Source organism: Mucilaginibacter sp. (assembly GCF_036383575.1).
Classification (GTDB): domain Bacteria; phylum Bacteroidota; class Bacteroidia; order Sphingobacteriales; family Sphingobacteriaceae; genus Mucilaginibacter.
Genome location: NZ_DASVOB010000555.1, coordinates 1 through 21939 on the forward strand (window position 1 = coordinate 1; position 21939 = coordinate 21939).

The 21939-nt window shown below is 42.5% G+C and carries 22 protein-coding genes; 5 read left to right on the forward strand and 17 right to left on the reverse strand.

Annotated elements, in window-relative coordinates:
- From VF500_RS19730 to VF500_RS19765, 8 genes are all read right to left on the reverse strand, one after another.
- Positions 1–601: NAD(P)-dependent oxidoreductase (locus tag VF500_RS19730; RefSeq protein WP_330861320.1), on the reverse strand; the 601-nt coding region annotated here is incomplete at its 3' end.
- A gap of 4 nt (positions 602–605) precedes the next feature.
- Positions 606–905 carry a GNAT family N-acetyltransferase gene (locus VF500_RS19735; RefSeq protein ID WP_330861321.1) on the reverse strand — a complete coding sequence of 100 codons (300 nt, stop codon included), beginning with the start codon at positions 903–905 and terminating at the stop codon, positions 606–608.
- 58 nt (positions 906–963) lie between these two features.
- Positions 964–2451, reverse strand: a complete 1488-nt coding sequence (locus tag VF500_RS19740; protein WP_330861322.1) for an alpha-amylase — start codon at positions 2449–2451, stop codon at positions 964–966.
- Between the two features lie 107 nt (positions 2452–2558).
- The gene (locus VF500_RS19745) at positions 2559–3251 is read right to left on the reverse strand and encodes a helix-turn-helix transcriptional regulator (protein WP_330861323.1); all 693 of its coding nucleotides are present in this window, start codon (positions 3249–3251) and stop codon (positions 2559–2561) included.
- Between the two features lie 162 nt (positions 3252–3413).
- Positions 3414–3782 (reverse strand): hypothetical protein, encoded by a 369-nt coding sequence (locus tag VF500_RS19750; protein WP_330861324.1) that lies wholly within the window; start codon positions 3780–3782, stop codon positions 3414–3416.
- 153 nt (positions 3783–3935) lie between these two features.
- Complete coding sequence (locus tag VF500_RS19755; RefSeq protein ID WP_330861325.1) at positions 3936–4505, reverse strand: NAD(P)H-dependent oxidoreductase; 570 nt, start codon at positions 4503–4505, stop codon at positions 3936–3938.
- Between the two features lie 87 nt (positions 4506–4592).
- Positions 4593–5426: a universal stress protein gene (locus VF500_RS19760; protein ID WP_330861326.1), complete on the reverse strand. Its 834-nt coding sequence runs from the start codon at positions 5424–5426 to the stop codon at positions 4593–4595.
- Positions 5427–5512: 86 nt separating this feature from the next.
- A complete protein-coding gene (locus VF500_RS19765) occupies positions 5513–6472 on the reverse strand; it encodes a zinc-dependent alcohol dehydrogenase family protein (RefSeq protein ID WP_330861327.1) in 960 nt (319 codons plus the stop codon).
- Between the two features lie 180 nt (positions 6473–6652).
- Here VF500_RS19765 and VF500_RS19770 point away from each other — a divergent pair, with 180 nt between their 5' ends.
- The 3 genes from VF500_RS19770 (at position 6653) to VF500_RS19780 (ending at position 9290) form a co-directional block, all read left to right on the forward strand.
- Entirely contained in the window at positions 6653–7240 is a 588-nt protein-coding gene (locus VF500_RS19770; protein WP_330861328.1) for a Crp/Fnr family transcriptional regulator, read from the forward strand.
- A gap of 86 nt (positions 7241–7326) precedes the next feature.
- Positions 7327–8481, forward strand: a complete 1155-nt coding sequence (locus VF500_RS19775; RefSeq protein WP_330861329.1) for an alkene reductase — start codon at positions 7327–7329, stop codon at positions 8479–8481.
- Positions 8482–8492: 11 nt separating this feature from the next.
- A complete protein-coding gene (locus VF500_RS19780; RefSeq protein ID WP_330861330.1) occupies positions 8493–9290 on the forward strand; it encodes a glucose 1-dehydrogenase in 798 nt (265 codons plus the stop codon).
- A 69-nt stretch (positions 9291–9359) separates the two neighbouring features.
- Here VF500_RS19780 and VF500_RS19785 read toward each other — a convergent pair whose 3' ends face one another.
- The 7 genes from VF500_RS19785 to VF500_RS19815 form a co-directional block, all read right to left on the reverse strand.
- Positions 9360–11792: a TonB-dependent receptor gene (locus VF500_RS19785; protein ID WP_330861331.1), complete on the reverse strand. Its 2433-nt coding sequence runs from the start codon at positions 11790–11792 to the stop codon at positions 9360–9362.
- Positions 11793–12103: 311 nt separating this feature from the next.
- Positions 12104–12430: a type II toxin-antitoxin system RelE/ParE family toxin gene (locus VF500_RS19790; RefSeq protein ID WP_330861332.1), complete on the reverse strand. Its 327-nt coding sequence runs from the start codon at positions 12428–12430 to the stop codon at positions 12104–12106.
- On the reverse strand, positions 12420–12635 hold the full coding sequence (locus VF500_RS19795; RefSeq protein ID WP_330861333.1) for a hypothetical protein: 216 nt from the start codon (positions 12633–12635) through the stop codon (positions 12420–12422). The genes VF500_RS19790 and VF500_RS19795 overlap by 11 nt, the downstream gene beginning before the upstream one ends.
- A gap of 65 nt (positions 12636–12700) precedes the next feature.
- Positions 12701–13342, reverse strand: coding sequence for a DUF4291 domain-containing protein (locus VF500_RS19800; protein WP_330861334.1), 642 nt, complete (start codon positions 13340–13342; stop codon positions 12701–12703).
- Positions 13343–13401: 59 nt separating this feature from the next.
- Complete coding sequence (locus VF500_RS19805; protein WP_330861335.1) at positions 13402–14280, reverse strand: sulfotransferase; 879 nt, start codon at positions 14278–14280, stop codon at positions 13402–13404.
- Between the two features lie 7 nt (positions 14281–14287).
- Positions 14288–14851, reverse strand: coding sequence for an adenylyl-sulfate kinase (locus tag VF500_RS19810; protein WP_330861336.1), 564 nt, complete (start codon positions 14849–14851; stop codon positions 14288–14290).
- Positions 14852–15032: 181 nt separating this feature from the next.
- Positions 15033–15647, reverse strand: a complete 615-nt coding sequence (locus VF500_RS19815) for a class I SAM-dependent methyltransferase (RefSeq protein ID WP_330861337.1) — start codon at positions 15645–15647, stop codon at positions 15033–15035.
- A gap of 103 nt (positions 15648–15750) precedes the next feature.
- Between VF500_RS19815 and VF500_RS19820 the strand changes: the two genes are divergently transcribed.
- The gene (locus VF500_RS19820) at positions 15751–16077 is read left to right on the forward strand and encodes an MmcQ/YjbR family DNA-binding protein (RefSeq protein ID WP_330861338.1); all 327 of its coding nucleotides are present in this window, start codon (positions 15751–15753) and stop codon (positions 16075–16077) included.
- An 18-nt stretch (positions 16078–16095) separates the two neighbouring features.
- Here the strand turns inward: VF500_RS19820 and VF500_RS19825 are convergent, their stop codons facing one another.
- Both VF500_RS19825 and tsaD read right to left on the reverse strand, forming a co-directional pair.
- A complete protein-coding gene (locus tag VF500_RS19825; protein ID WP_110583984.1) occupies positions 16096–16281 on the reverse strand; it encodes a hypothetical protein in 186 nt (61 codons plus the stop codon).
- A gap of 109 nt (positions 16282–16390) precedes the next feature.
- Positions 16391–17392, reverse strand: a complete 1002-nt coding sequence (gene tsaD / locus VF500_RS19830) for a tRNA (adenosine(37)-N6)-threonylcarbamoyltransferase complex transferase subunit TsaD (protein ID WP_330861339.1) — start codon at positions 17390–17392, stop codon at positions 16391–16393.
- A 201-nt stretch (positions 17393–17593) separates the two neighbouring features.
- On the opposite strand from tsaD, the gene VF500_RS19835 reads away from it, so the two are divergent.
- Positions 17594–21939 (forward strand): translocation/assembly module TamB domain-containing protein (locus tag VF500_RS19835; RefSeq protein WP_330861340.1); only part of this gene is annotated, 4346 nt, incomplete at its 3' end.

Sequence of the window (21939 nt, forward strand, 5' to 3'; positions counted from 1 at the left end):
AAGTTTGGTCTAACGCTAAACGTAACCCCTCGGCACCATCGCGTTCGTCAAGACCGCGGTACAGGCGATGGTTTAATTTAAGGTTATCTGTTTCGGGTAGGAAACGGCCAACCCGGTAAACGGATGTCTGCAACCCTTCGCGGTAAAAGAAATCTTTACAAAGCTGTTCAGCAGTTTGCTTGGTAATATCGTAGATGTCGCGCGGCTTAATCCCCAGCGCTTCATTAACCCAAACAGCTTTATCATTATCAACCATCGCATCACCATAAATAGATGTAGTGCTTGTATATAATAGTTTGGATACACCGTTCGCTATACAGGCATTGAGCAAATTAAGCGTACCATAAATATTTACATCGATAAAAGCCTCACGGGGATAATTAAGTTCATAATGTTTACCATGGATGGCCGCAGTATGAATAATTGCATCGGTATTATTAGTAAGAGCCAAAACAGCCTCTTTATTTAAGATATCGATCAGCTCATCAGTAGTCGCGGCCGGGATGATATCAATACCAGTAACCTGATGCCCAAAGGCCCGCAGGTGATTAACTGTAACTGCGCCCAACCGGCCAGATGATCCTGTTACTAAAACGCGCATTTGTTTAGTGACCGGGCGCTATGGCTAATATACGGGACCACTCGGGATGACGTTTCAGGTACGATGCTACGTAAACACAAAGCGGTACCAGTTTCAGGTTATTCTGTTCGATATAGTTGAATGCTTTTTCAACTATGGCCGATGCTACACCTTTACCTTCCAGCTCAACCGGCACTTCGGTATGGATGAGATAAATTTTATCGTCTTTCTTTTTATAGTCGATAAAAGCGCGGTGGCCTTCTATGATCAATTCAAAATTGTGGATGGCCTCATTATTTACAAGGGGAACTTCTTCGTATTTCATAGCTATATATATTACGGGGCTAACAAATGTATAAAATGTTAGCCCTGTTTAATGCAAATTACTTCTTAATTCCCCAAACCGAAACAGAGCCTGCTTTAACTTTAAATTCGGCCCAGCCATCGGCAGTGATCACTACTTCTTCGCCATCGTGCTTGTTAAGGTAATCAACAAATACTTTGCCTGCATGCCCTGCCCCTATTTCCATTTCCTTATATCCATCCTCACTGTTTGAAATTACCACGGCACAACCTGAATCTTCGTGATCAGTATCACCTTCGCGGGTCCATCCTATACAATTAGGATGGTCAAAATAATCGCGCTGGGTACCATAAGCCATATTTTTCCGTACGTAAAGCATGGTTTCCAACTCGGCAACTACGGGCAATTCAATTTCATATTCCTCACCATCGCCGCCCTTGTCGGTATATTTTGCACCATACATATCGGCATAAAAAACACAGGGATAGCCAGCCTCGCGCAGCAGGATCAGCGCATAGCCAAGTGGTTTAAACCAGGCATCCACCGGCTGCTCTAACGATTGCAGCGGCTGGGTATCGTGGTTTTCAACCAGGGTAACGGCATGTTCAGGATCGGCGCTAACCAGCGTATTATCAAAAATGGTAGTGAGATCATAATCCTTGCCTGCTTTTGAGGCCAGGTGAATGTTATCATGTAGCGGGGCATCAAAAAGCGACATGCGGCCTTCAGTAGCCTCAATGTATTTTAACAGCTTGGGTAAATCAAAAGCCCAGTACTCGCCAACGGTAAAAAACTCGTGATTAAACTCGTTGCGCATGTAATCAAGCCATTCATTATAAAAGCCGTGATCCATATGTTTAATGGCGTCAAGCCTGAAGCCGTTAAACTTTGCCGTTTCAAAATACCATTTCCCCCAATTCTTCAACTCCTCCCTCACGCTTGGGTTGCGGGTGTCAATGTCCGAAAGCATGAGGTAGTCATAGTTGCCGTTTTCATCGTCAAGAACATCCTCCCAACCCTCGCCATACTGGTTTTGGATACTGAATATAGCAGTTTCCTTTTTATAGGCATCATAATCGATACCCGAAAAGCATTGCCAGTCCCATATAAATTTAGAGTATTTGCCTTTGCGACCGGGAAAAGTGAATTTGGTGTAAGCCCCAATTTCGTACACTTCGCTAATAAACTCGTTGCGATTTGCGGGGTCGACCTTGCGGGCGTTCACCTTTTCAATTTCATCGGCACCTCCCATATGGTTGAGCACCACATCAACGTAAACCTTTAATTGTGCTTTTTGCGCCGCTGCTATGGCGTCGAGGTATTCTTGCCTGGTACCGTATTTTGTGGCTATCGTACCTTTTTGATCAAACTCGCCAAGGTCATAAATATCGTAAACATCGTAACCGGCAGAGTAACCTCCGCTCGCCGCTTTATAAGCCGGCGGAAGCCATACCGAATCGATCCCTTTTTTCTTCAGGTTTTCTGCATCATTTTTTAACTGATTCCACAATCTGCCTCCGGCGGGGTAATACCATTCAAAAAACTGCAGCATTGTAAAATTTTCCATGCGTTTAATTAAGTATGCTATTTATAAATGACTACTTAACTAAATATACGCAGAAAGGTTTTATGATGGCTTAACCGCGCCATTAAATCATTGTTAACCAAACTATTTTACCCGGCGTGAATTTGGTGGATCTTTTCTTTAGCACTATCCAGTAACGATTCATTGCAACCGCTTTCGTCAACAAGCTCGGCAATGCGGTAACTGTAATATTCGCGTTTTAGCACCGTTGGGGCTATACCGAAAGCATTAGCAAGCAGCATCAGCTTTTCGGGGTTAAAAGCTATTTCGCCTTTTTCCACCTGGTTTAAGCAAGCTGTTTCTACTCCAAGTTTTTCGGCCAGTACTTGCTGTGTGATATTAAGTGAGTTTCTGTATTGATCGATAAATGCCCCAAAATGACTTAGCGGAGCCATTTCATTAGTCATGTTAGCGGCAGGCATAACCTCTTCCGCCTCATAATTAGTATTGATGTGCTGCACAAACAAATGCCGGGCGCTTTTAAACAATAAAGAAAAGCGGTAAGCCATCTGATCGAACAAACTTTCATCTATGCTGTAATTAACATTACCTTTTATCCCATAAACTTTCAGGATGCCCAGGTTTTTTAGCTCGGCCACGTGTTTGTTTATGGTTTCGATATTGAATGGAATTTCGTAAAGCATTTCGCGCTTTACAACATTATCATGTTCAATAATGATCCTGATGATGGCAACCCTTACCGGAAGCGCCAGGGCCTTGGCAAAGTTTGATAACTCTTTATCGTTATCATCAAAGTTTGTGTATGAATAAGAAAGTGGCATAATCCCTGATTGAATTATAATACCCAACAACAATGCTGTTAAGTAAAAATTAAAACATACAGCAGAGCCATTGACCTTGCCTGTATGTTGACAAAAAAACTAACGATTATCGCGGCAACTTAATTGTGCCGGGCAGGGGGTGTGATAAAGAGGAAATACCGATCAAACAATAATTTGCCGGTTAAGAAGATATGCCGGCAGGAACAACAATCTCTTAACCTCTTGATTATGAAATACTGACCGCTTGCTACCAAGCAAAACCAAGGCAGAAAGTGATAGTAACGAAAACAAAAAAGTTACACAATATTTAACGCCAGGATCAGCTAATTGCCTTTGAATAGCTGTCATTTTGGTTAAACTGCCATCCTTATACTGGATCATACGTTTACTAAAGGCCTTCTCCAGCGCGCAGATATTTATTTTTTGAGGAGGATTATGCCTGTTAAACTGAACAAAACCAATAAAAGGCTTGGCCACAAACATAAGCGTCGCAAAAAACAAGATGAACTTAAGTTTATGCTGTGGTTTCATTATGATAAAGTTATAGCTTTAATTTTACCTTAATGTTAAATTTTAAGTTATATCAAAGTTATCAGAAGATTATTTTGGGGCGATGTGGTTTTCGACACAAAAAATCTCCTGCCTTTAAGGCAAGAGATGCTCTGATGATCTTTAATACGGTTATTATTTATCCTCTCTTATCGCTTTCATTCCTTTTGTCCAGCGCACCAATTGATCCAGCATAATTTTAGCGTTGTTATTAAGCCTTTCATCGGCAGTAAAATTACCTTCTTCATCCATAAACTGGTTTAACTGGGGAATGTTCACCATTTCGGAAAGGGCAATGTTCTTTAAGGCAAGCATATCAGCTTTTAAACTCAGGATAGCCCTTGCACCTGCAAACGGGCCAATAGAATATCCTACCATACCTGCAGGCTTATAAGCCCATTCGTGCACCAGGTATTCGACAGCGTTTTTAAGCGGTGCAGGGTAACTGTGATTGTATTCAGTAGTTACAAAAATAAAGGCATCGGCTTCTGCTATTTTAGCGCTCCATTGTTTGGTATGCTCATGTTCGTATTGTTTAAGAGCGGGATGAACGGGCTCGTTCATCAGCGGAAGGTTAAGTTCACCAAGATCAATCATTTCGGCATCAAAACCATGATCATTGGCTGCCTGGGTTATCCATTTGGCAATTGCAGGCCCTTTGCGGCCCGGACGTACGGTAGATGATATTACTTTGAGTTTATACATACTTATCAGTTTAGTTGCAGTAAATATTGGCAATTCATAACAACTGCAAACAACTTAAACTACAAGATGATAAAATCTTTACAAATACTATTTGAGTATCAATACCGGGTGCCTGGCATTTAAAGATAAAGCCTCGGTAATGCTGCTATGGGTTAAATTGTAAAAAAAACTGTGTTTGCCCGGCAGGGCAATGATCAGCTGCACATGCTGTTCTACAGCAAAATTGAGTATGCCCCGTACAATGTTTTTATCGTCCGAATAGTGGAGCTTACATTCATAACAGTTAACCAATTGTTTTACCGATGCCTCAAATTCGGCCTCCCGGCCAATATGTTTGTTCTTCGGGTCCACATATAGGATCATCAATTTAGGATTAAGCCAACTGTGCGAAGTGTTCAGGCCTTTTAAAATGCCGAGACGGGCAACGGCTTCAAAATCACATGGCACCAATGCCTCTTCTATTTTCTGATAACTTGTATTGGCCGGTATGATCAATACTTTTACCGGGCTGCTTTTGGCAATTTCAATGATCTGCTCGCCTATCATGCTAAACTCACCGCCTATATCGCCGCCAACTATCATCAGGTCGGGCCGCTGGTCGTCAATTACATCGTGTATGGCCCTGATTATCGGCTCGGTACTTATCACCGTTTCAATCTCTATATTTTCATGGCAACGGCTATTGAGTTTCCTGCGCAGATCAACCAGTTGTTCTTCTATTTTATTTCGCTCATTTTCAAAATCGTCAGCACTTAGCTGTAAAAAATCAGGAGAGGGAAGGATCTGCTCATATACCGATGTATAATAGCTTTTCAGAAGGATAATTTTTTTAACGGGCATATCACAGCCCATATCTGCAGCATATTTGACAGCATTGTTACTGGTATCCGAAAAATCGACAGGTATTAATATAGTTTTCATAACAACAATTTATTGTACGTACGAAACCCGTGCGCCTAATGCTAAATTTACGATTTGTTTAACTATTGTAATGCAACAAACTGCTGTTAAAATTCAAATAAAACCTTGCCGCTCTTATTATGTGCAAAAGCCTGCGCAAACTGGTCGACTGTATAAGTTGCAGATGCCGCGAGCTGAAATTCGGCCCGGCCAATGGAATGTACTAAATGACTGATCATATGAGTTTTTTCTTCGTGTGAAAGCCCGGCAACATATCCCCTTACGCCAAAACCTTTAATGACCAGGTTCTTGAAAACAACCTCGGCATTTAAGTAAGATGTTGGTTCAGGGTCAAGCAATCCATAGGCAATAAGATGCCCTCCGGGCGATAATGATGAGATCACTTCTGTAGCCAGCTTACCGCCAACCGCATCAAGTGCCGCTTTGATACCTTTGCCTTTAGTAAGTTCGTTAATTGTTTGTTTGAGTGTACCGCGTTCCGGAACTATTACTTGTTCGGCTTTTAAAGCCAGCAACTCTTTTTTTTGTTCCTCATGGCGCACGGTGGCTATAACGCAGATCCCCTTTTCGGCGGCAAGCTGTATCACTATGCGCGATACGGTAGAATGGCCTGCAGTAAGCAGCAGCCAGTCGCCGCTTTTAACTTTTGCTTCCTGTATTAAGCCATATGCGGTATATGAGTTGAGTAATAGCTGTGCGGCTTTTTCTATCGGGAAGGTATCGGGTAATAATACTACGTCCTGCTCGTCGACAATTACGTATTGTGCCCATGCCCCTATTTTACTAAAAGCTACCAGGCTTCCTTTGGGGATAATGCTGTCATGCCCGGCTTCTTCAACATAACCGGCACCTTCCAATCCGGCTATTTGGGGCAATACAGGTTGATAGCGATATTTCCCCTCAATAAAAAGCAGATCGGCCGGATGTATAGGACAGGCCTTTACCCTGATGAGTAACTGGCCGGGAGCCGGCTTGGGGTAGGCTAAGTGTTTCAGTTGTATCACATCAGCGGCATTGCCTGCCTGCTCAAAAACCAATGCTTTCATAGTTGAAATACAAATTTCAGCTATGAAAGTTTTAGTAGCACTAAAACACCATAGCAGAAGCGGCTAATTGTTTATCTCAAAGTTGTTAGCTTTGACAGTTAGCACACTGATGCCCGTAATTAATGTAATGCAAGAACGGGAATTGAAATACCTTGCTTTGAATAATTATTAAAAGTAGCCATGGATGATTTTTCGGCAATAGTAACGTACGTAAAGCGGCATATCCAGCTCACGCCGGAAGAAGAGGCTTTTTACATTTCACTTTTAAGGATCAAGAAGGTAAAGAAGAAACAATTTATCGTTCAGCCCGATTTTGTGTGCAACCATCGTACCTATGTGGTTAAAGGTGCGCTGCGCTCCTATCTTATAGATGCTGAAGGGCAGGACCATACCGTAGCTTTTGGTATTGACGATTGGTGGATCTCCGATTTTAACAGCTTTTTTTTCAGGCAGCCGGCTACACTTTTTGTGGAAGCGCTGGAAGCAAGTACACTTATCCAGATCTCCTACGATGATGAACAGCTGCTGCTTAACACCATCCCCAAATTTGAAAAGTTTTACCGTATCCTGGCCCAAAACGGATACGCCAACCTCCAAAAGCGCATCCTGGCCGATATCAGTCTCGACGCTGCGGGGCGTTATGAAAACTTTCTGCAAAAATATCCGCTGGTTGCCGCCCGCGTTCCGCAATATGCGTTGGCTTCATATTTGGGTGTTTCACATGAACTTTTAAGTAAGATCCGCAATAAGCGGGTTAAAAAAAGTTGAAAAACTTCAACTGAATTTCTTGGTATTCTTCATTTTTCTGCGGGCCGTTTAACCAGAACTTTGATTATCAATTTAATCAAAGCAAAATGCAAAATTCAGTTAACGGGATAAGCGATTTAAGAGGCGATAAAAGCCCTGCATTATCTCAAAATAAATTATTCAGCAATATAAAAATTGGCGCAAATGAACTAAGTCACCGTGTGGTAATGGCTCCCCTTACCCGCATGCGCACAGTTACCGGCAGTATTCCAAACGATCTGATGGCCGAATACTACGGCCAGCGCGCAACCGAAGGCGGCCTAATCATTGCCGAAGCCACCTTAGTGTCAACCAACGGACAGGGTTATTACGGAGCGCCGGGCATATACAATGATGCACAGGCCGAAGGCTGGGAAAAAATTGTTAACGCCGTACACGAAAAGGGCGGCAAGATTTTTTTACAATTGTGGCATGGCGGTCGCCAGTCGCATGTGGATTTGCAGCCAGACGGCGGGCTGCCTATTGGCCCATCTGTAATACCCCATGATGACGTGGTTTACACGCCTAAAGGCTGGGTACCTGTAACACTTAACCGCGAAGCTACCATAGCAGAAATTAAGGCAATTGTCGCCGATTTCCGTTCAGGTGCAGAGCGTGCACTTGCCGCCGGATTTGACGGTGTGGAACTGCACGGCGCCAATGGTTACCTGATAGACCAGTTTTTACAGGATGGCTCAAACCAACGTACAGATGAATATGGCGGCACTATCGAAAAAAGGACCCGCCTGCTTTTAGAAGTAACCGAAGCTATAGTTTCTGTTTATGGAGCCGACCGCGTAGGTGTGCGTGTGGGGCCGAGCGGAACATTCGGCTCTATGCATGATAGTGACCCTATTGCTCTTTTCGGCTACATTGCCGAACAATTAAACAAGTTCGGGCTGGCTTACCTGCACATTATTGAACCACGCATCAATGGCAGTTACGAAGTTGCGGACGGACTTGAGCCGGTGGCATCCAAAAACCTGAGGACCATTTTTAAAGGCAACATTATTTCGGCCGGTGGTTTTCAGCCTGATAATGCCGAGGACATCATTAAAAAAGGCAATGCCGATCTGGTTGCTTTTGGCCGCTATTTTATATCTAATCCCGACCTGGTTAAAAGGATAAAAGAAAACCTGCCGCTTAACCCTTATGACAGGGACACATTTTACGGAGGGGATGCACGCGGTTATACCGATTATCCTTTCTACAGCAACAATTAATTATCAATCACATGAAAACTCAATCAGAAATAAATAACACTGCACTTAATCAAAGTGTGGTATTAGTAACCGGCGCTTTGACCGGTATAGGTCGCGCAACCGCCATAGCTTTTGCACAGGAAGGGGCTAAAGTAGTGATATCAGGCCGCAACAATGAAGTGGGACAGGCTTTGGCCGAAGAGCTTCGTCATTTAGGCACCGAGGCCGAATTTATAAAGGCAGATGTAAGATACGAAACCGATATTAAAGCATTGATAGATGGTATTGTCGCCCGTTTCGGTAAGCTGGATATTGCAGTCAACAATGCCGGTACCGAAGGTCAGCCTGGCCTTATAGTTGATCAAACACCCGAAAGTATCGCAGCTACGTTTGACACCAATGTGCTTGGCACCTTGCTGAGCATGAAATACGAAATGCGTACAATGCTGGCTCAGGGCTACGGCAGCATAGTCAATATTTCATCAACATTTGGCAAAAGGGCCGCCACCGGGGCTTCTGTTTATGTTGCCAGTAAACACGCTGTTGAAGGGATCACCAAGGCGGGTGCGCTTGAAGGTGCCACTGCCGGCATCCGCGTAAATGCTATTGCTCCGGGCCCAACCGATACAGGGATGCTTTCGCGCTTTACAGGTGGCACGGATGATAGTATGGAAAAAATGAAACGAGGTATACCTATGAAACGTTTAGGACTACCTGAAGAAGTAGCACAGGCAATAGTGTTCATCGGTTCAAATAAATCTCCGTTCCTGAACGGGCAGATCCTTGCTGTTGACGGCGCCAAACTTGCCGTTGATGGTGGATCATTGTAAATAGCCTATCTACAGCAAAGGCTTACCCCATAAATGAGGTAAGCCTTTGCTGTTATTGTACCGTTATCCTTAAAACTTAATGCTGAGACTTAAAGTTCCGCGGGTTGGGTTTTGAGGCGCCAAACGGAACGACCAGTATTTTTCGTTGGTCAGGTTGTCCAACTTAAATCCTAAACGATATTTAGGGCGGTCGTAAAATACGGTAGCATCAACTGTGGTATATGATGGTATGGTAAATTTAAATGCTTGTGTATTGGTTTGGTATGAATCGCTGCCGTAGTTACCGCCTACACCAAAACCTAAGCCCTGAACATTTCCGTGCATGATGCGATAGCTCATCCATAAATTAGCCAATCGCGCCGGACCTGAGTTGGCCGGACGTAAACCTTCTACCAAAGCAGAGCCTTTGGTAATTTTACTATCGTTATAGGCAAATCCTGCAACAATGTTAAATCCGCTAAAAGGATTGGCTATAACTTCGGCCTCGATACCCTTGCTTAATTGAGTACCCGCTTGTGTTATAAACCCCGGATGGGCCAAATCGTCCATGATGGTATTGGTTACATTAATATTATAGTAACTAACTGTCGAACTTATTTTATGATCCCATGCATCAACCTTTACACCACCCTCCCATTGATTGGCATACTGTGGTTTAAAAGTTGAATTATCAAAGCTGGTGGCCGTGGGGGTAGCATTATTAAAGCCATTCATATAGTTACCAAATAAGGATACCTGGTCTTTCACCAACTGGTAAACCAAACCAAATTTAGGCGACAATGCCGTTTGGCTAAAGTTGCCTGTTGTTTTACCATTAGCCGGGGTATAAGCACCTTTATTCACGAACCTGTCTATCCTGATACTGGCCATAGCGTTTAATCTCTCGGTAATGTTAAACACATCCGAAACATATGCCGCATATGAGCTTTGGTTATTTTGCACATACGAGTTGGCATTTGGCGCTAAAGCGGCAATAAGCGACGAGATCTTATCGGCATTAAAATTATTGTAAGCCGCTCCGGGGTTTTTATAGCTGATACCAGGTAAGGTAACTGTATAGTTAGTCCAGTTACTTCTTTGATTATAGTATTCCAAACCGGCAACTATGCGGTTACGGAAATGGCCTATCTTGAAATCGCCGATAAAGTTTTGCTGAACATTGGTAATATAGTAAGGATAATCCTGGTTGATAGCCTGTTGCTTTATTAAAGTATCGGCAAGGCTTAGCTGAGTAACGTAACCTTTGGTAGATGAATAGGTTTTGTTAAACATGGTTTGTGATTTCCAGTTATCCGAAATTTTGTAATTGATCAGCGAATAAAGGTCAATCTGCCTGCTTAAGTAATCGACGCTGTTGTTACCGAATGAGCGTTTATAATCAATACCCAAATCTTTAACATTGTAAATTTTCCCTTTGGCATCGGGGGCGAGCCTGTATGCCGATGTTGCATTGGAGTTACCAACTTCAAGATCTACATCAACCGTTAAACGGTCATTAACAATGTATGTAATACTTGGCGCAACAAAAAAACCGCGGTTAAAACCCGCATCCTGGAAACTATGCTCGTTGTGTAATGCAGCATTCACGCGGAACAGCACCGTTTTATCCTTATTTAAAGGCATGTTAACATCGGCAGTAAGGCGGTTAAGATCGAAGCTGCCTGTTTGGTAAGCAATTTCCGTACGCGGCGTTTCATTGGGTTGTTTGGTAACGCGGTTAAATAAACCGCCAAACGATGCAAGGCTGCTGTTGAACAGTGTACCTGTAGGACCTTTAATAGCCTCTATCTTCTCAATATCAGCAGGGTCGATACTGTTAAAATTATAGCCAGCAACGCTGTTACGGATAAAGTTACCGGTAACAAAACCTCTCGACAAGAGTGTTGTACGACCATTGTTATAAACTAAAGGCACACCCGTACCCGGAATATTTTTAAAACCATCTACATAGCTGGTCACTATCTGTTCTTTCATCAGCTCGCTGGTAACCACGCTATAAACCTGCGGGTTTTCCAGGTTTTTTATAGGCAGGCGGGCAACATCTTCCGTTTCCTTTTTCAGGAATTTGTTGTGTTTAGCACTTTTTACGTAAACCTCCTGCAGGTCCTTTGCTCCTTCAGTTAAAACAAAGTTTACAGTAATAGTTTCGCCTGCGGTAACGGTAATTTCTTTGGATTGAGTTTGCAGGCCAATAAAGCTTGCGGCAATGGTATATGTTCCTGCCGGAACATTTTTAATGGTAAAATGTCCGGTTTGCCCGGCGGTAGCGCCAAACTTAGTATTGGTTAAAACAACATTCACAAACTCGGCAGGGTTACCATCAGATGTTTTTACTGTACCTTTTATAGTTCCGGCGCCGGTTTGCGCAGTTACATTGTTATTTAATAACAACATCGCCATCATCAGGCTAAAAGCTATTTTGAATACTACATTAAAGTTTAAAGAAACGTTTCGTATGGCCGGTTTGCCAAAAACGCGCATAGGGGTAAGTGTAAAATGCATATTTTACTTAAATAATAAATTGATTAAAGGATCAGCATTAATTAATCCGGGCTACGAAGTTTTGGCGACCAGCACGCCCGGATTCCGGCGCAAAGGTATATTTATTTAGATTAATTACAAATAAGGTTTTAGAATTTAACACAGCATACTAATAATGAGCTATGTATGCTGATCAAAAACGATTACGGAAAATATTTTATGATGATCACAATTTGCTTAGCTCATCAATCATCGCCGGGCGGCGTGCATATTTAATTTTGAGTTGTTTCACGAGGTTTATAATTTGATCCTTAGCCGCCGGGATAATGGTATCATTTAACCAGTTCGAGCAATCTAAGTAATTCTTTGTCGCTCATATCTTCCTGTTCGGATTTATCATAAATAGATAACAGGTATATCTCTTTATCAGTTATGGCAACATAAGTGATAACCCTTGCCCCTCCTGATTTTCCTTTGCCTTTGGAAGCAATGGCTAACCTTATTTTATAGCAATCATTGCCAAGAGCAAAACCAATCAAAGGTTCAGCTTTCAAGGTAGTTATCAACTCAATTAGTTCCTGCTTTAGTGAAGGGTATTTTTTCGCGAGACGCTTAAATTGCTTATCGAAGGGAGCAATGGTTAAGATTTTATAGCTCATTCAATAAGTCTTCGATAGGACGGGCTTTAAGCTTACCCGATTTAATCCTTCCCGCATCATTAAAGGCCTTTTTTATTTTCTTGATCTCATCAAGCGTTTCCACATCAGGCGTAGAAATAGGTGTTGCCTTAACCTTTGCATAAGATTTGATCATCTCAATGAAGCCGGCGGCTTTATCATCTGCAATGTCAATTAACAGTTTCATTTCTATTATTTTATTACAAAAATACCATTTTAAAATAAAGAAAGGAATGCTTTATAATTATGCGATTAACAATCCATCCCAACGCGCTTATTCAAGGCTTCATCAGTAGTTCTGTAAATCCTTTCAGCCGGTACCTGCAATTCATCAAGATCGCCGTTATCCAGCAGAGATTTCTGTTGTTTAACAAAATCGGTAATATCCTCAATGCGGATAATTTGCTTTTTTCCGAAATTTTCAAGTATCTCACCTTTCAAACCTAACTGTATAGCGCGGCGTTCCTGCTTATGGCCGTAAGGGTCGTGATCGGGGTCCCATTGCAGGCGTACTTCTTTTTGGTCAAGCTCGGCCCGCCATTGTCCGTGGTTATTGTGGTATAGAAGATTAAAGGATGAAATTACAGCTTCATTCAAAACGGACTCAAAATCCTTTTTCTTTATCCATAAAGCGAGCACTCTCTCTTGATTTTCCTTTTCGGCCCAGCCACAGCGGTACATCATCCATAAAAAGTTAGGCTTAATCCACGACATTCGGTTGTAGCTGTATTCATTTCCGCCTAAAAACTGGTTTTCGGCAGCAAAGCTGGCAATGCTTTTTTTGTAAGCCTGGTAAACTACTATTTCGTCGTCTGTTTGGTGGGCGAGGATATGCTGCCCCGTTTTGGGCCAGTGTTCCAGCCCTTGTTTGTAAAATTCTGTTATAATATTCATACTATAATATAACGAATTTTTAACAGAATACCAAGCGTCCGGCTTTGTTCCGGCTAAAACTACTCTTCCTTCCCCGGAAAGCTTTCACTCCCCCGCATATAACTTCCCAGGCGCTTAAGCACGTAAGTCGCTTTTATCAGCAATACTTTATCGGTAACAAAATCGCTGATATCATCGGCTTTGTTCATCAACTCCTGCTTGTACACATCTTTAAAATCAAAGTAGTTGAGTGCAAACTGCCATTTACCGGTTAAAAATGAAAAAACCTCACTATCGTTTTCAAGCAACTGTGAATAGTTAATGACGAGGTAATTGTCGGGATGTAATTTTTTAAGTGTGTTCAGGATCTCTTCGTTGTAACTGATCCACACTTTTAAAAAGTTTTCTGCATGATCATGGTAAAATGCGTTCAGCCTGCGAGAGCGCCTGAAATGAGTCCACGCCAGGCGCTGAATATAATTACGGGCCATATATTTTTGATCGATTGCTGCAAAGTCGCGCCTGAGCAAAGAGCTTACCACTGATTGATAATTACGCAGAATTACCAGGTACCTTGCACCGGGCAGCAGCTTTGCATAGGTATCTAAAAACAGACAGGTACGCGGATCTTTCCAGGCCCATTGCTCATAAAGTTGCTGTTTAATTCCAATAACAGCTTTCATCTTTTCGAGCTGGTAAAGCGGCACTTCAATATCTTTAGTATCGGTGAGCCCTGATTTTTCAAGACTATTGCGATCAAGGATCTCTTCGTGCAGCTTTAAAAATTCAAGATCTTCAAAATGACCTTCAACATTGCCAGTTCCGCTGCCGCACAAACTTTCTCCAATTTGCAGGCCGCAGCGGCTTAGCCAGTTAGTTACAAGCGATGTACCGGAGCGGTGCATGCCTGCAATAATTAATGTTTGCCGGGGCATAAATTTGATTGTTGTAGTGATCATGATTTGGTTAATAACGGCCGGTTGCCTGTAGTTGCCTGGTTTGCACCTGTTGATAGTTATCAAAAATAAAACCCGTCAGCATTTCTGTAGCTTCGGTTAGCCTGGTAACATGGGTATTGATATACAAATCGGGCGAAGACGGGATCTGGAATGGATCATTAACACCGCTTAAGTTGGTTACTTTATCAGGATGCCCTTCTGGCAATAATGCGCGCTGATAAAGTCCCTTGGTATCCCTTTGCATGAGCGTTTTAACGGGGCAGTCAATATGTATCAGCTTCACATCAGGATAAGTTGCTATTAATTCGCGACGGATCACATCATACGGGTTTATAGCACTGATGATAGTTACCACGCCATGCCCGGATAATTTGCTGGCAATAAAACCAAGCCTGCGGATATTTTCAAAACGGTCTTCCTTGGTGTAACCCAGGTTAGGGAACAGCTTTTGACGGTATACGTCAGCATCAATAATTTCAACAGGGATATCTGTATCAGATAACCGCATTTTAACATTTTGAGCAAGGGTAGTTTTCCCTGATCCGGATAAACCGCAAAGCAGAATAATCATAAGGTGGTGTGTTAAGCGTTAATGATAATTGTTGTTTAAACCGTTATTGTAGGCTTAACGCAAATATTTCGGACGAAATTGCCGTTAACACGTAGAGTATCGATACATAGTGACATTGTATCGATGAACTGGAAGATGACGTAGACGGAGGAGAAAAAGAGAAAAAATAAGCGGTTATAAATTACTGCTTCTGCATGCACCATGTTGTCATGCAACGCAGGTTTTGTACGTTGGTAGTTTTTATAGGTTCATAAAGCTGTGCCCCCAGCTCGCGGGTATATTCAAGCAGGATCTCTTCATTTACCAAAAAACGCTCGGTGCCGTCGGGCAGCATGTAGCGGTAATTACCTAATGGCTGTACCAATGTTTCAATACCGATATCAGATGCCAGTCTTGCAAAAAAATAACCGCCGGGTTTCAGCACGCGCCATAATGATCGCAGCATACTGTCGAAATGTTCGGCGTCATTAGCGAAGTGTAGTACAGCACTGCAAATTACCAGGTCAAACTGACCATCATCAAACGGAAGGGATTCTACAGCGCCCAGTTTAAAATTATCTGGCGAATGATCAGCGCATAGATCGGCAGAGAGCCGTTTGGATAGTTCAACAGCATGTTCGCTTTGATCAACGCCATAAACACTGAAGCCGTTTTGCAAAAAATAGGTTATGTTACGTCCGCTGCCACAGCCGGCATCAAGTACGGTTTGGCAATTATCAAAACGGCCTTTCAATAACTGGTCGAACAAGTAGATGTCGATATTACCGTATAGGTTCCGGAGATTATTGCTGTTCATGGCCGATATGTTTTGTACCCGAAATTACTGTTTTATTGCATGCCATGGAGAAAACTTATTAACTTTAAGTATGTCTACCGACATGCATATTTTTTTACAGTTTATGAAAAGCACCTTGCTGCAATTGCCGGGTGTCACCAATAAAATGCATTTTGAGCATCCTGCATTTTATGTAAATGATAAGATCTTCGCCAACGTACATGAAAAGGATGAGCTACTGGCCATCCACACCACCGAGCGCGAAAAATGGATGGCACTTGATCCGCATACCTTTTTCATTACCCCGCACTATCAAAATTATAAATACATGCTGGTACGGCTTGAAACTGTATCGCCTGCTGATCTGAAGCAATTATTAATAACAGCCTACCTTGCAAGGGCTACCAAAAAGCTGATCAGGGAATATGAAGAGATGAAAGCAAATGAGTAAAAACCGTAAGGTTCAATGTTACGGCCTTATACCATTTAATGCTTCGCGGTTAAGGTAAACATAAATCAAAACGCCAACTACTAATGCAGCCAGCACAATAAGCCCAATCTTTCCCTTTTTTTTATCCTGCCGTATAAGCCAAACCATAGCGGCTATTAATGGGATAACAAAAACAATGTAAAAAATATATCCTGATGCGTTCATATGCCAAGCCCCCTAACCCCCTAAAGGGGGAATGTTAATGTATTATATTTATATGTAATTTTATATTTAAGCTATTACGCTATATCTCCCCCTTTAGGGGGCCGGGGGGCTAAAAAGCCATCCTTGCCATCGGGGCAACATCCTGCCCTATAAATTCGCCTTTCAGGTATTTGTGATAACCGGCTATGGCTATCATGGCGGCATTATCGGTACAGTATTCCATTTTAGGAATAAAAGCGTTCCATCCGTTTTTTTCGGTCATAGCCTGCAGGCCTAACCTCAAACCTGTATTGGCCGATACACCACCCGCCAAAGCTATATCTTTTATACCATATGCCTGCGCAGCTTTTTGCAGTTTGTTAAGCAATATAGTAGCGATCCGTTTTTCAACAGATGCACAAATATCGGCCATATTCTGGCTGATAAAATCCGGGTTCTGCGCTACGTTATCTCGGATAAAATACAGGATAGATGTTTTTAAACCGCTAAAGCTAAAATCATACGCCGGGATCTGTGGTTCCGGGAACTTATAAGCATCCGGGTTTCCCTGACGGGCGTATTTATCAATTAGCGGTCCGCCGGGATAAGGCAGTCCTAAAATTTTACTGGTTTTATCCATGGCTTCACCGGCGGCATCATCAAGGGTTTGGCCTATGATCTCCATATCAAAATAATCCTTCACCAGCACGATTTGAGTGTGCCCGCCTGATACGGTAAGGCAAAGAAAAGGGAAGGAAGGATTTTTATCGCCTATAAAATGGGCCAGGATATGGGCCTGCATATGGTTGATATCAATAAGCGGGATGTTTTTGGCTAAAGCAAAAGCCTTTGCAAATGAAACTCCCACTAAAAGAGAGCCTAAAAGTCCCGGACCGCGTGTAAAAGCTACCGCATCAATATCATTTTTGCTTACTTTTGCGTTCAATAATGCCTGCTGAACAGCCGGAACAATATTTTGCTGATGAACCCTTGAGGCTAACTCCGGGACAACGCCTCCATAGGCCTCGTGTATGGTTTGATTGGCAATAACATTGCTCATGATCACGCCATCAACACAAACCGAAGCTGAGGTTTCATCACATGATGATTCGATTCCTAAAATTACGGGCACGTATTTATTAATTATTGATTTACTGATTTAGTGAATTAGTGATTTATTAATGAGAAGCAAACTAATCCGTCTTAATAATTGTATAGGGATGGAGAAAAATTCACTAACTCACTAATTCGCTAACTCACTAATTAAAGGCGCAAAGTTATTAAAAAAGTACTCAAAATATTCCTGGGCCTGGTATTGTTCATTTTATTGACATTGAGCATACTTTTACTCACGTTTCAGTTTAAGCCGGTACAAACCTGGGCGGCAAAAAAAGCGGCGGCTTATCTGGCCGGTGAACTCAATACCAAGGTTGGCATCCAATACCTTTATATCAGGCCATTCAGTTCGGTAGTAATTGAGGGGCTTTATATTTTAGATAAGAAGCAGGATACACTGCTAAGCACTCCCAAACTGGCTGTTGATATTGAGGATTTCCATCTTTTCAGCAGTATTAAACGCCGCACCATCAACTTTGCCAATATCGAACTGGATAACGGCTCCTTCTACCTCAAAAAACAAAAGGACAGCACTACCAACCTTAAGTTTATTATAGATTATTTTAACTCGGGCGATACCACCAAAACACCCGCAAGTAAACCGTGGACGCTAAACTTTGGCACCATAGCCATTAATAACTTCCATTTCAGGTACAAGAATAGCCTGCGTGATACGGTGATAGCCGGCGTTAACTTTAATGATCTTGACGTTCAGCATTTCAGCACCGAGATACAGGGTATGGATTTAAAGGACCACCTGTTTAAAGGCAATATCAAAAGCCTGAGCCTGCACGAAAAAAGCGGTTTCACAGTAAAACACTTTGTATCGGATGCTACTATAGATACCAACCAGATCTTGCTGAAACACCTGGCTATTCAAACACCGAGATCGGATCTGAAGGATTTTTTCTGGATGAAGTTTAAATCGTTTGATGACTTTGACGATTTTGAAGATAAGGTGCACATGGATGCCAACTTCAAATCGTCGCGCATTTCGTCGTCAGATATCGCCTACTTTACCGGCGCGCTAAAAAAAGTAAGCTTTGATCTGGGTATCGATGGCCAGGCCAAAGGTTATGTGAACAACCTCAAGGCGAAAAAAGTGACTATTTCCGGCGGGGAGGCAACTTTTGTTAAAGGCGATTTTAACCTGCACAACCTTACCGATTGGGATAACGCTTTCCTCGAACTAAAATTTGACCAGGTTGCATCCAATAAAAAAGATCTGGATTACCTGATCAGTCATTTTTCGGGAACTCCAACAGAAAAAGCGCCGGCGATACTGTCCAAATTCGGCAATTTTAATTTTACCGGCAGGTTTACCGGCTCGCAAAATGACTTTGTAGCCTATGGTGTTTTTAAAACTGCACTCGGTCGCTTTGATTCAGATATCAATCTTAAAATTGACAAAAACAGCCGCCCAAGCTATAGCGGCAGGATAAACACCTATGCATTTGATATGGGTACCTTGATTGATGAAAAAGATCTGGGCCGCACTACATTTTCATCAACTATTACAGGCAGCGGCGACCAGCTTAAAAGCCTTACTGAAAAGATTGATGCCAGAATAGCTTCAGTTACCTACTCCGGCTACACCTATAATAAACTTACCCTTAACGGTACTTTTATTAATAAACTGGCTAACGCACACATTACTATAAATGACAGGAATGTTAAACTTGACCTTAAAGGGAAAGTTGACCTCAGGCCTACCCTGCCAACTTATGATCTTACTGCCGATATTAAAGAGGCAAACTTAAACAAGTTGGGGTTTACAAAAGATACTTTAACTATCACCACACTGCTTAAAACCCAGTTTAAGGGCAATGACCTTGCCAACCTACAGGGTAATGTCCTATTTTCGCCGGCAAGGGTTGTTGATCCGCGGAATAATTACGTGGTTGACTCATTATACTTATCGGCCGAAGGATCGGGCAATAACCGCACTATCGCCTTAAAATCTGATTTTGCCGATGGCAGTATCAAGGGTAAATATGATCTGGCAACCCTGCCTTCATACTTTAAAACCATCGTCAAAAAATATATCCCATCTATAAAAACAACTATAGTACCGCCTAAGCCGGAGGAATTTGATTTTACGCTGAACCTTAAAAACCTCGATCCGCTTACGGCAATCTTCCTGCCCGATCTGAAGATCCCGGAGCAAGGAACTTTTGTAGGACAATTTAATTCGGAAAAGAAAACGGCTACGCTATCAGGCTATATCAAAACGCTTAAATATGGCAAAACAGTTTTCCATGATTTCATTATCGACGAAAACACTACCGAGAGTTTGCTGGGCCTCAACTTATCCTTAAGACGGATTGACCTAACCGACAGCCTTTTTATCAAGGATATCAACATCACGAATTTCCTAAAGAATGACAGCCTTAACTTTAACGTTAAACTCTCGGATAAAAACGCTGTTAACCAGCTGGATCTTTACGGCCTGGTTGAATTTGGCCGGGATACCACAGCCAAACTGAAACTGCTTCCATCAGATGTGATACTGGAAAAAGAGAAATGGAAGATCCAGGAACAAGTGCGCATCCGCTTACTGGATGGCAAAACGCAGGTATCAGGCTTTGAGCTCTCCAACGGGCCGCAAAAGGTATTTATCGATGGGTTCATATCCGATAACCCTGCCGATCAGTTAAAACTTTCGTTCCAAAAGTTTAACATGCGTACGTTTAACCAGCTTACGCGCACCTCGGGCGTAAATTTAAAAGGATACCTGGACGGTGATATTAAAATGACCTCGGTACTCAAATCTCCGGGTATCGACTCACACTTAACCGTTGACTCACTTACCATGAATAAAACGCTGGTGGGCAACGTAAAACTGGTTACCACGCTTGGCAACGATCGTAAACAGGCCGATATTAATATGAATATCATTAACCGCGGGCTGGAAACCATGAACATCGGGGGTACCTATTCATTTGGCCAGGAAACTGATGATAACCTTGATTTTGATATCAAGATGAACCAAACCGAAGCCATCATATTTGAGCCTTTTATTAAAGATCTTGTATCCAACGTAAAGGGGCATGTTTCAACCGATCTGAAGCTTACCGGCAAACCGTCGAACCCGCAACTTAATGGCACTGTTACCCTTGTTAATACCGGCCTTACTGTTAACTATTTAAAAACAGCATATACCGTTAATAACAAGCTGGATGTGAATAACAGCGTTATCAGCATTAAGGATATGGTGCTTAAAGACATTCATAAAGGTACCGGCACCGCCAATGGTACCGTGGATTTAAATAACCTGTCAAACCCGGATATTAATGTAAGCCTTAAAGCTGACAACCTGATGGCCCTAAATACCACGTTTAAAGACAATCACCTTTATTTTGGTACGGCTTATGGCACAGGCACATTCAACTTCAACGGCCCGGTTGATAACATGAAAATTGATATTACTGCCAGCACTAACGCCGGAACCGTATTTAATATCCCGCTCAACACCTCGTCAACCGCCAACGACTACGATTTCATTAAGTTTGTAAGTCACAGTGATACCGCCAAAGTTGCACCTAAAGTACGTGCATTTAATGGTGTTACCCTAAACTTTGATTTAAGTGCCGACGAAAAAACCGTTGTAAAAATCGCTACCGATTACGGCCAGCTGGAAGGCAGCGGGGTGGCCCGTAATTTAAAACTGAATATCAACAGCCTGGGCGATTTTGAGATGTACGGTGACTTTTTGATATCGTCGGGTAAGTTTGAGTTTACTGCCAAAAACTTTATCAGTAAAAACTTTACGGTAAGCCAGGGTGGTACCATCAGGTGGACTGGCAACCCTGCAAATGCAGAGATCAACCTTAAAGCCCTGTATGAAGTACGTACCAGCAAAGCGCCGCTGTATACTGCGGCAGGCCTGCAAACCCCTACCTCATCGCAGCAAACATTGGTACAGGCCGAGCTGATCCTTACCAAATCCCTGTTACAGCCAAATATTGATTTTGACTTTAACTTTCCTACCGACCCATCGGTTAAGGATGACCTTTCTACTTACCTTGCCGATGCTAATAACAGGAGCCAGCAGGCTATCAGTATTATTGTTCGCCGTAACTTTACATCAAACAGTAACAATTTAACCAACCAGGTGCTGGGTACGGCCGGTGAGGCGGTGAGCGAGTTTGCGTTTAACAAGCTTAACAGCCTCATATCACAATCAAACATTAAAAACTTCGACTTAAATATCCGCTCCTTTAATGAGGCCAGTGCTTCGCTGCGTTTCTTCGATAGTCGCTTGTCATTTAACGGAAGCTTATTTAGTAACAACGGCTCAAACGATATTTTCAATAATAACAACAGCAACCTGTTTAATCAGAAGTTTAATAGCCTTACCAAAGACTTTGAAGCCCTCTATAAAATACGCCGTGATGGCAACTTAACGGCACGGTATTCATACAGGGCATTAAATAACGTAACGCTTAGCAGCCTTACAGACGTGCTGGCACCACAATATGTAAATGGCTTCGGTTTGGTTTACCAACGTGATTTTGACACTTTTGGCGAATTTATAAGAAACATATTCAGACAGGGCCGCCG

Bases quoted from the DNA above. Each gene is read 5' to 3' on its own strand.
- VF500_RS19735 (WP_330861321.1), bottom strand. From the start codon at position 905: ATGAAATACGAAGAAGTTCCCCTTGTAAATAATGAGGCCATCCACAAT.
- VF500_RS19740 (WP_330861322.1), bottom strand. From the start codon at position 2,451: ATGGAAAATTTTACAATGCTGCAGTTTTTTGAATGGTATTACCCCGCC.
- VF500_RS19745 (WP_330861323.1), bottom strand. From the start codon at position 3,251: ATGCCACTTTCTTATTCATACACAAACTTTGATGATAACGATAAAGAG.
- VF500_RS19750 (WP_330861324.1), bottom strand. From the start codon at position 3,782: ATGAAACCACAGCATAAACTTAAGTTCATCTTGTTTTTTGCGACGCTT.
- VF500_RS19755 (WP_330861325.1), bottom strand. From the start codon at position 4,505: ATGTATAAACTCAAAGTAATATCATCTACCGTACGTCCGGGCCGCAAA.
- VF500_RS19760 (WP_330861326.1), bottom strand. From the start codon at position 5,426: ATGAAAACTATATTAATACCTGTCGATTTTTCGGATACCAGTAACAAT.
- VF500_RS19765 (WP_330861327.1), bottom strand. From the start codon at position 6,472: ATGAAAGCATTGGTTTTTGAGCAGGCAGGCAATGCCGCTGATGTGATA.
- VF500_RS19770 (WP_330861328.1), top strand. From the start codon at position 6,653: ATGGATGATTTTTCGGCAATAGTAACGTACGTAAAGCGGCATATCCAG.
- VF500_RS19775 (WP_330861329.1), top strand. From the start codon at position 7,327: ATGCAAAATTCAGTTAACGGGATAAGCGATTTAAGAGGCGATAAAAGC.
- VF500_RS19780 (WP_330861330.1), top strand. From the start codon at position 8,493: ATGAAAACTCAATCAGAAATAAATAACACTGCACTTAATCAAAGTGTG.
- VF500_RS19785 (WP_330861331.1), bottom strand. From the start codon at position 11,792: ATGCATTTTACACTTACCCCTATGCGCGTTTTTGGCAAACCGGCCATA.
- VF500_RS19790 (WP_330861332.1), bottom strand. From the start codon at position 12,430: ATGAGCTATAAAATCTTAACCATTGCTCCCTTCGATAAGCAATTTAAG.
- VF500_RS19795 (WP_330861333.1), bottom strand. From the start codon at position 12,635: ATGAAACTGTTAATTGACATTGCAGATGATAAAGCCGCCGGCTTCATT.
- VF500_RS19800 (WP_330861334.1), bottom strand. From the start codon at position 13,342: ATGAATATTATAACAGAATTTTACAAACAAGGGCTGGAACACTGGCCC.
- VF500_RS19805 (WP_330861335.1), bottom strand. From the start codon at position 14,280: ATGATCACTACAACAATCAAATTTATGCCCCGGCAAACATTAATTATT.
- VF500_RS19810 (WP_330861336.1), bottom strand. From the start codon at position 14,851: ATGATTATTCTGCTTTGCGGTTTATCCGGATCAGGGAAAACTACCCTT.
- VF500_RS19815 (WP_330861337.1), bottom strand. From the start codon at position 15,647: ATGAACAGCAATAATCTCCGGAACCTATACGGTAATATCGACATCTAC.
- VF500_RS19820 (WP_330861338.1), top strand. From the start codon at position 15,751: ATGAAAAGCACCTTGCTGCAATTGCCGGGTGTCACCAATAAAATGCAT.
- VF500_RS19825 (WP_110583984.1), bottom strand. From the start codon at position 16,281: ATGAACGCATCAGGATATATTTTTTACATTGTTTTTGTTATCCCATTA.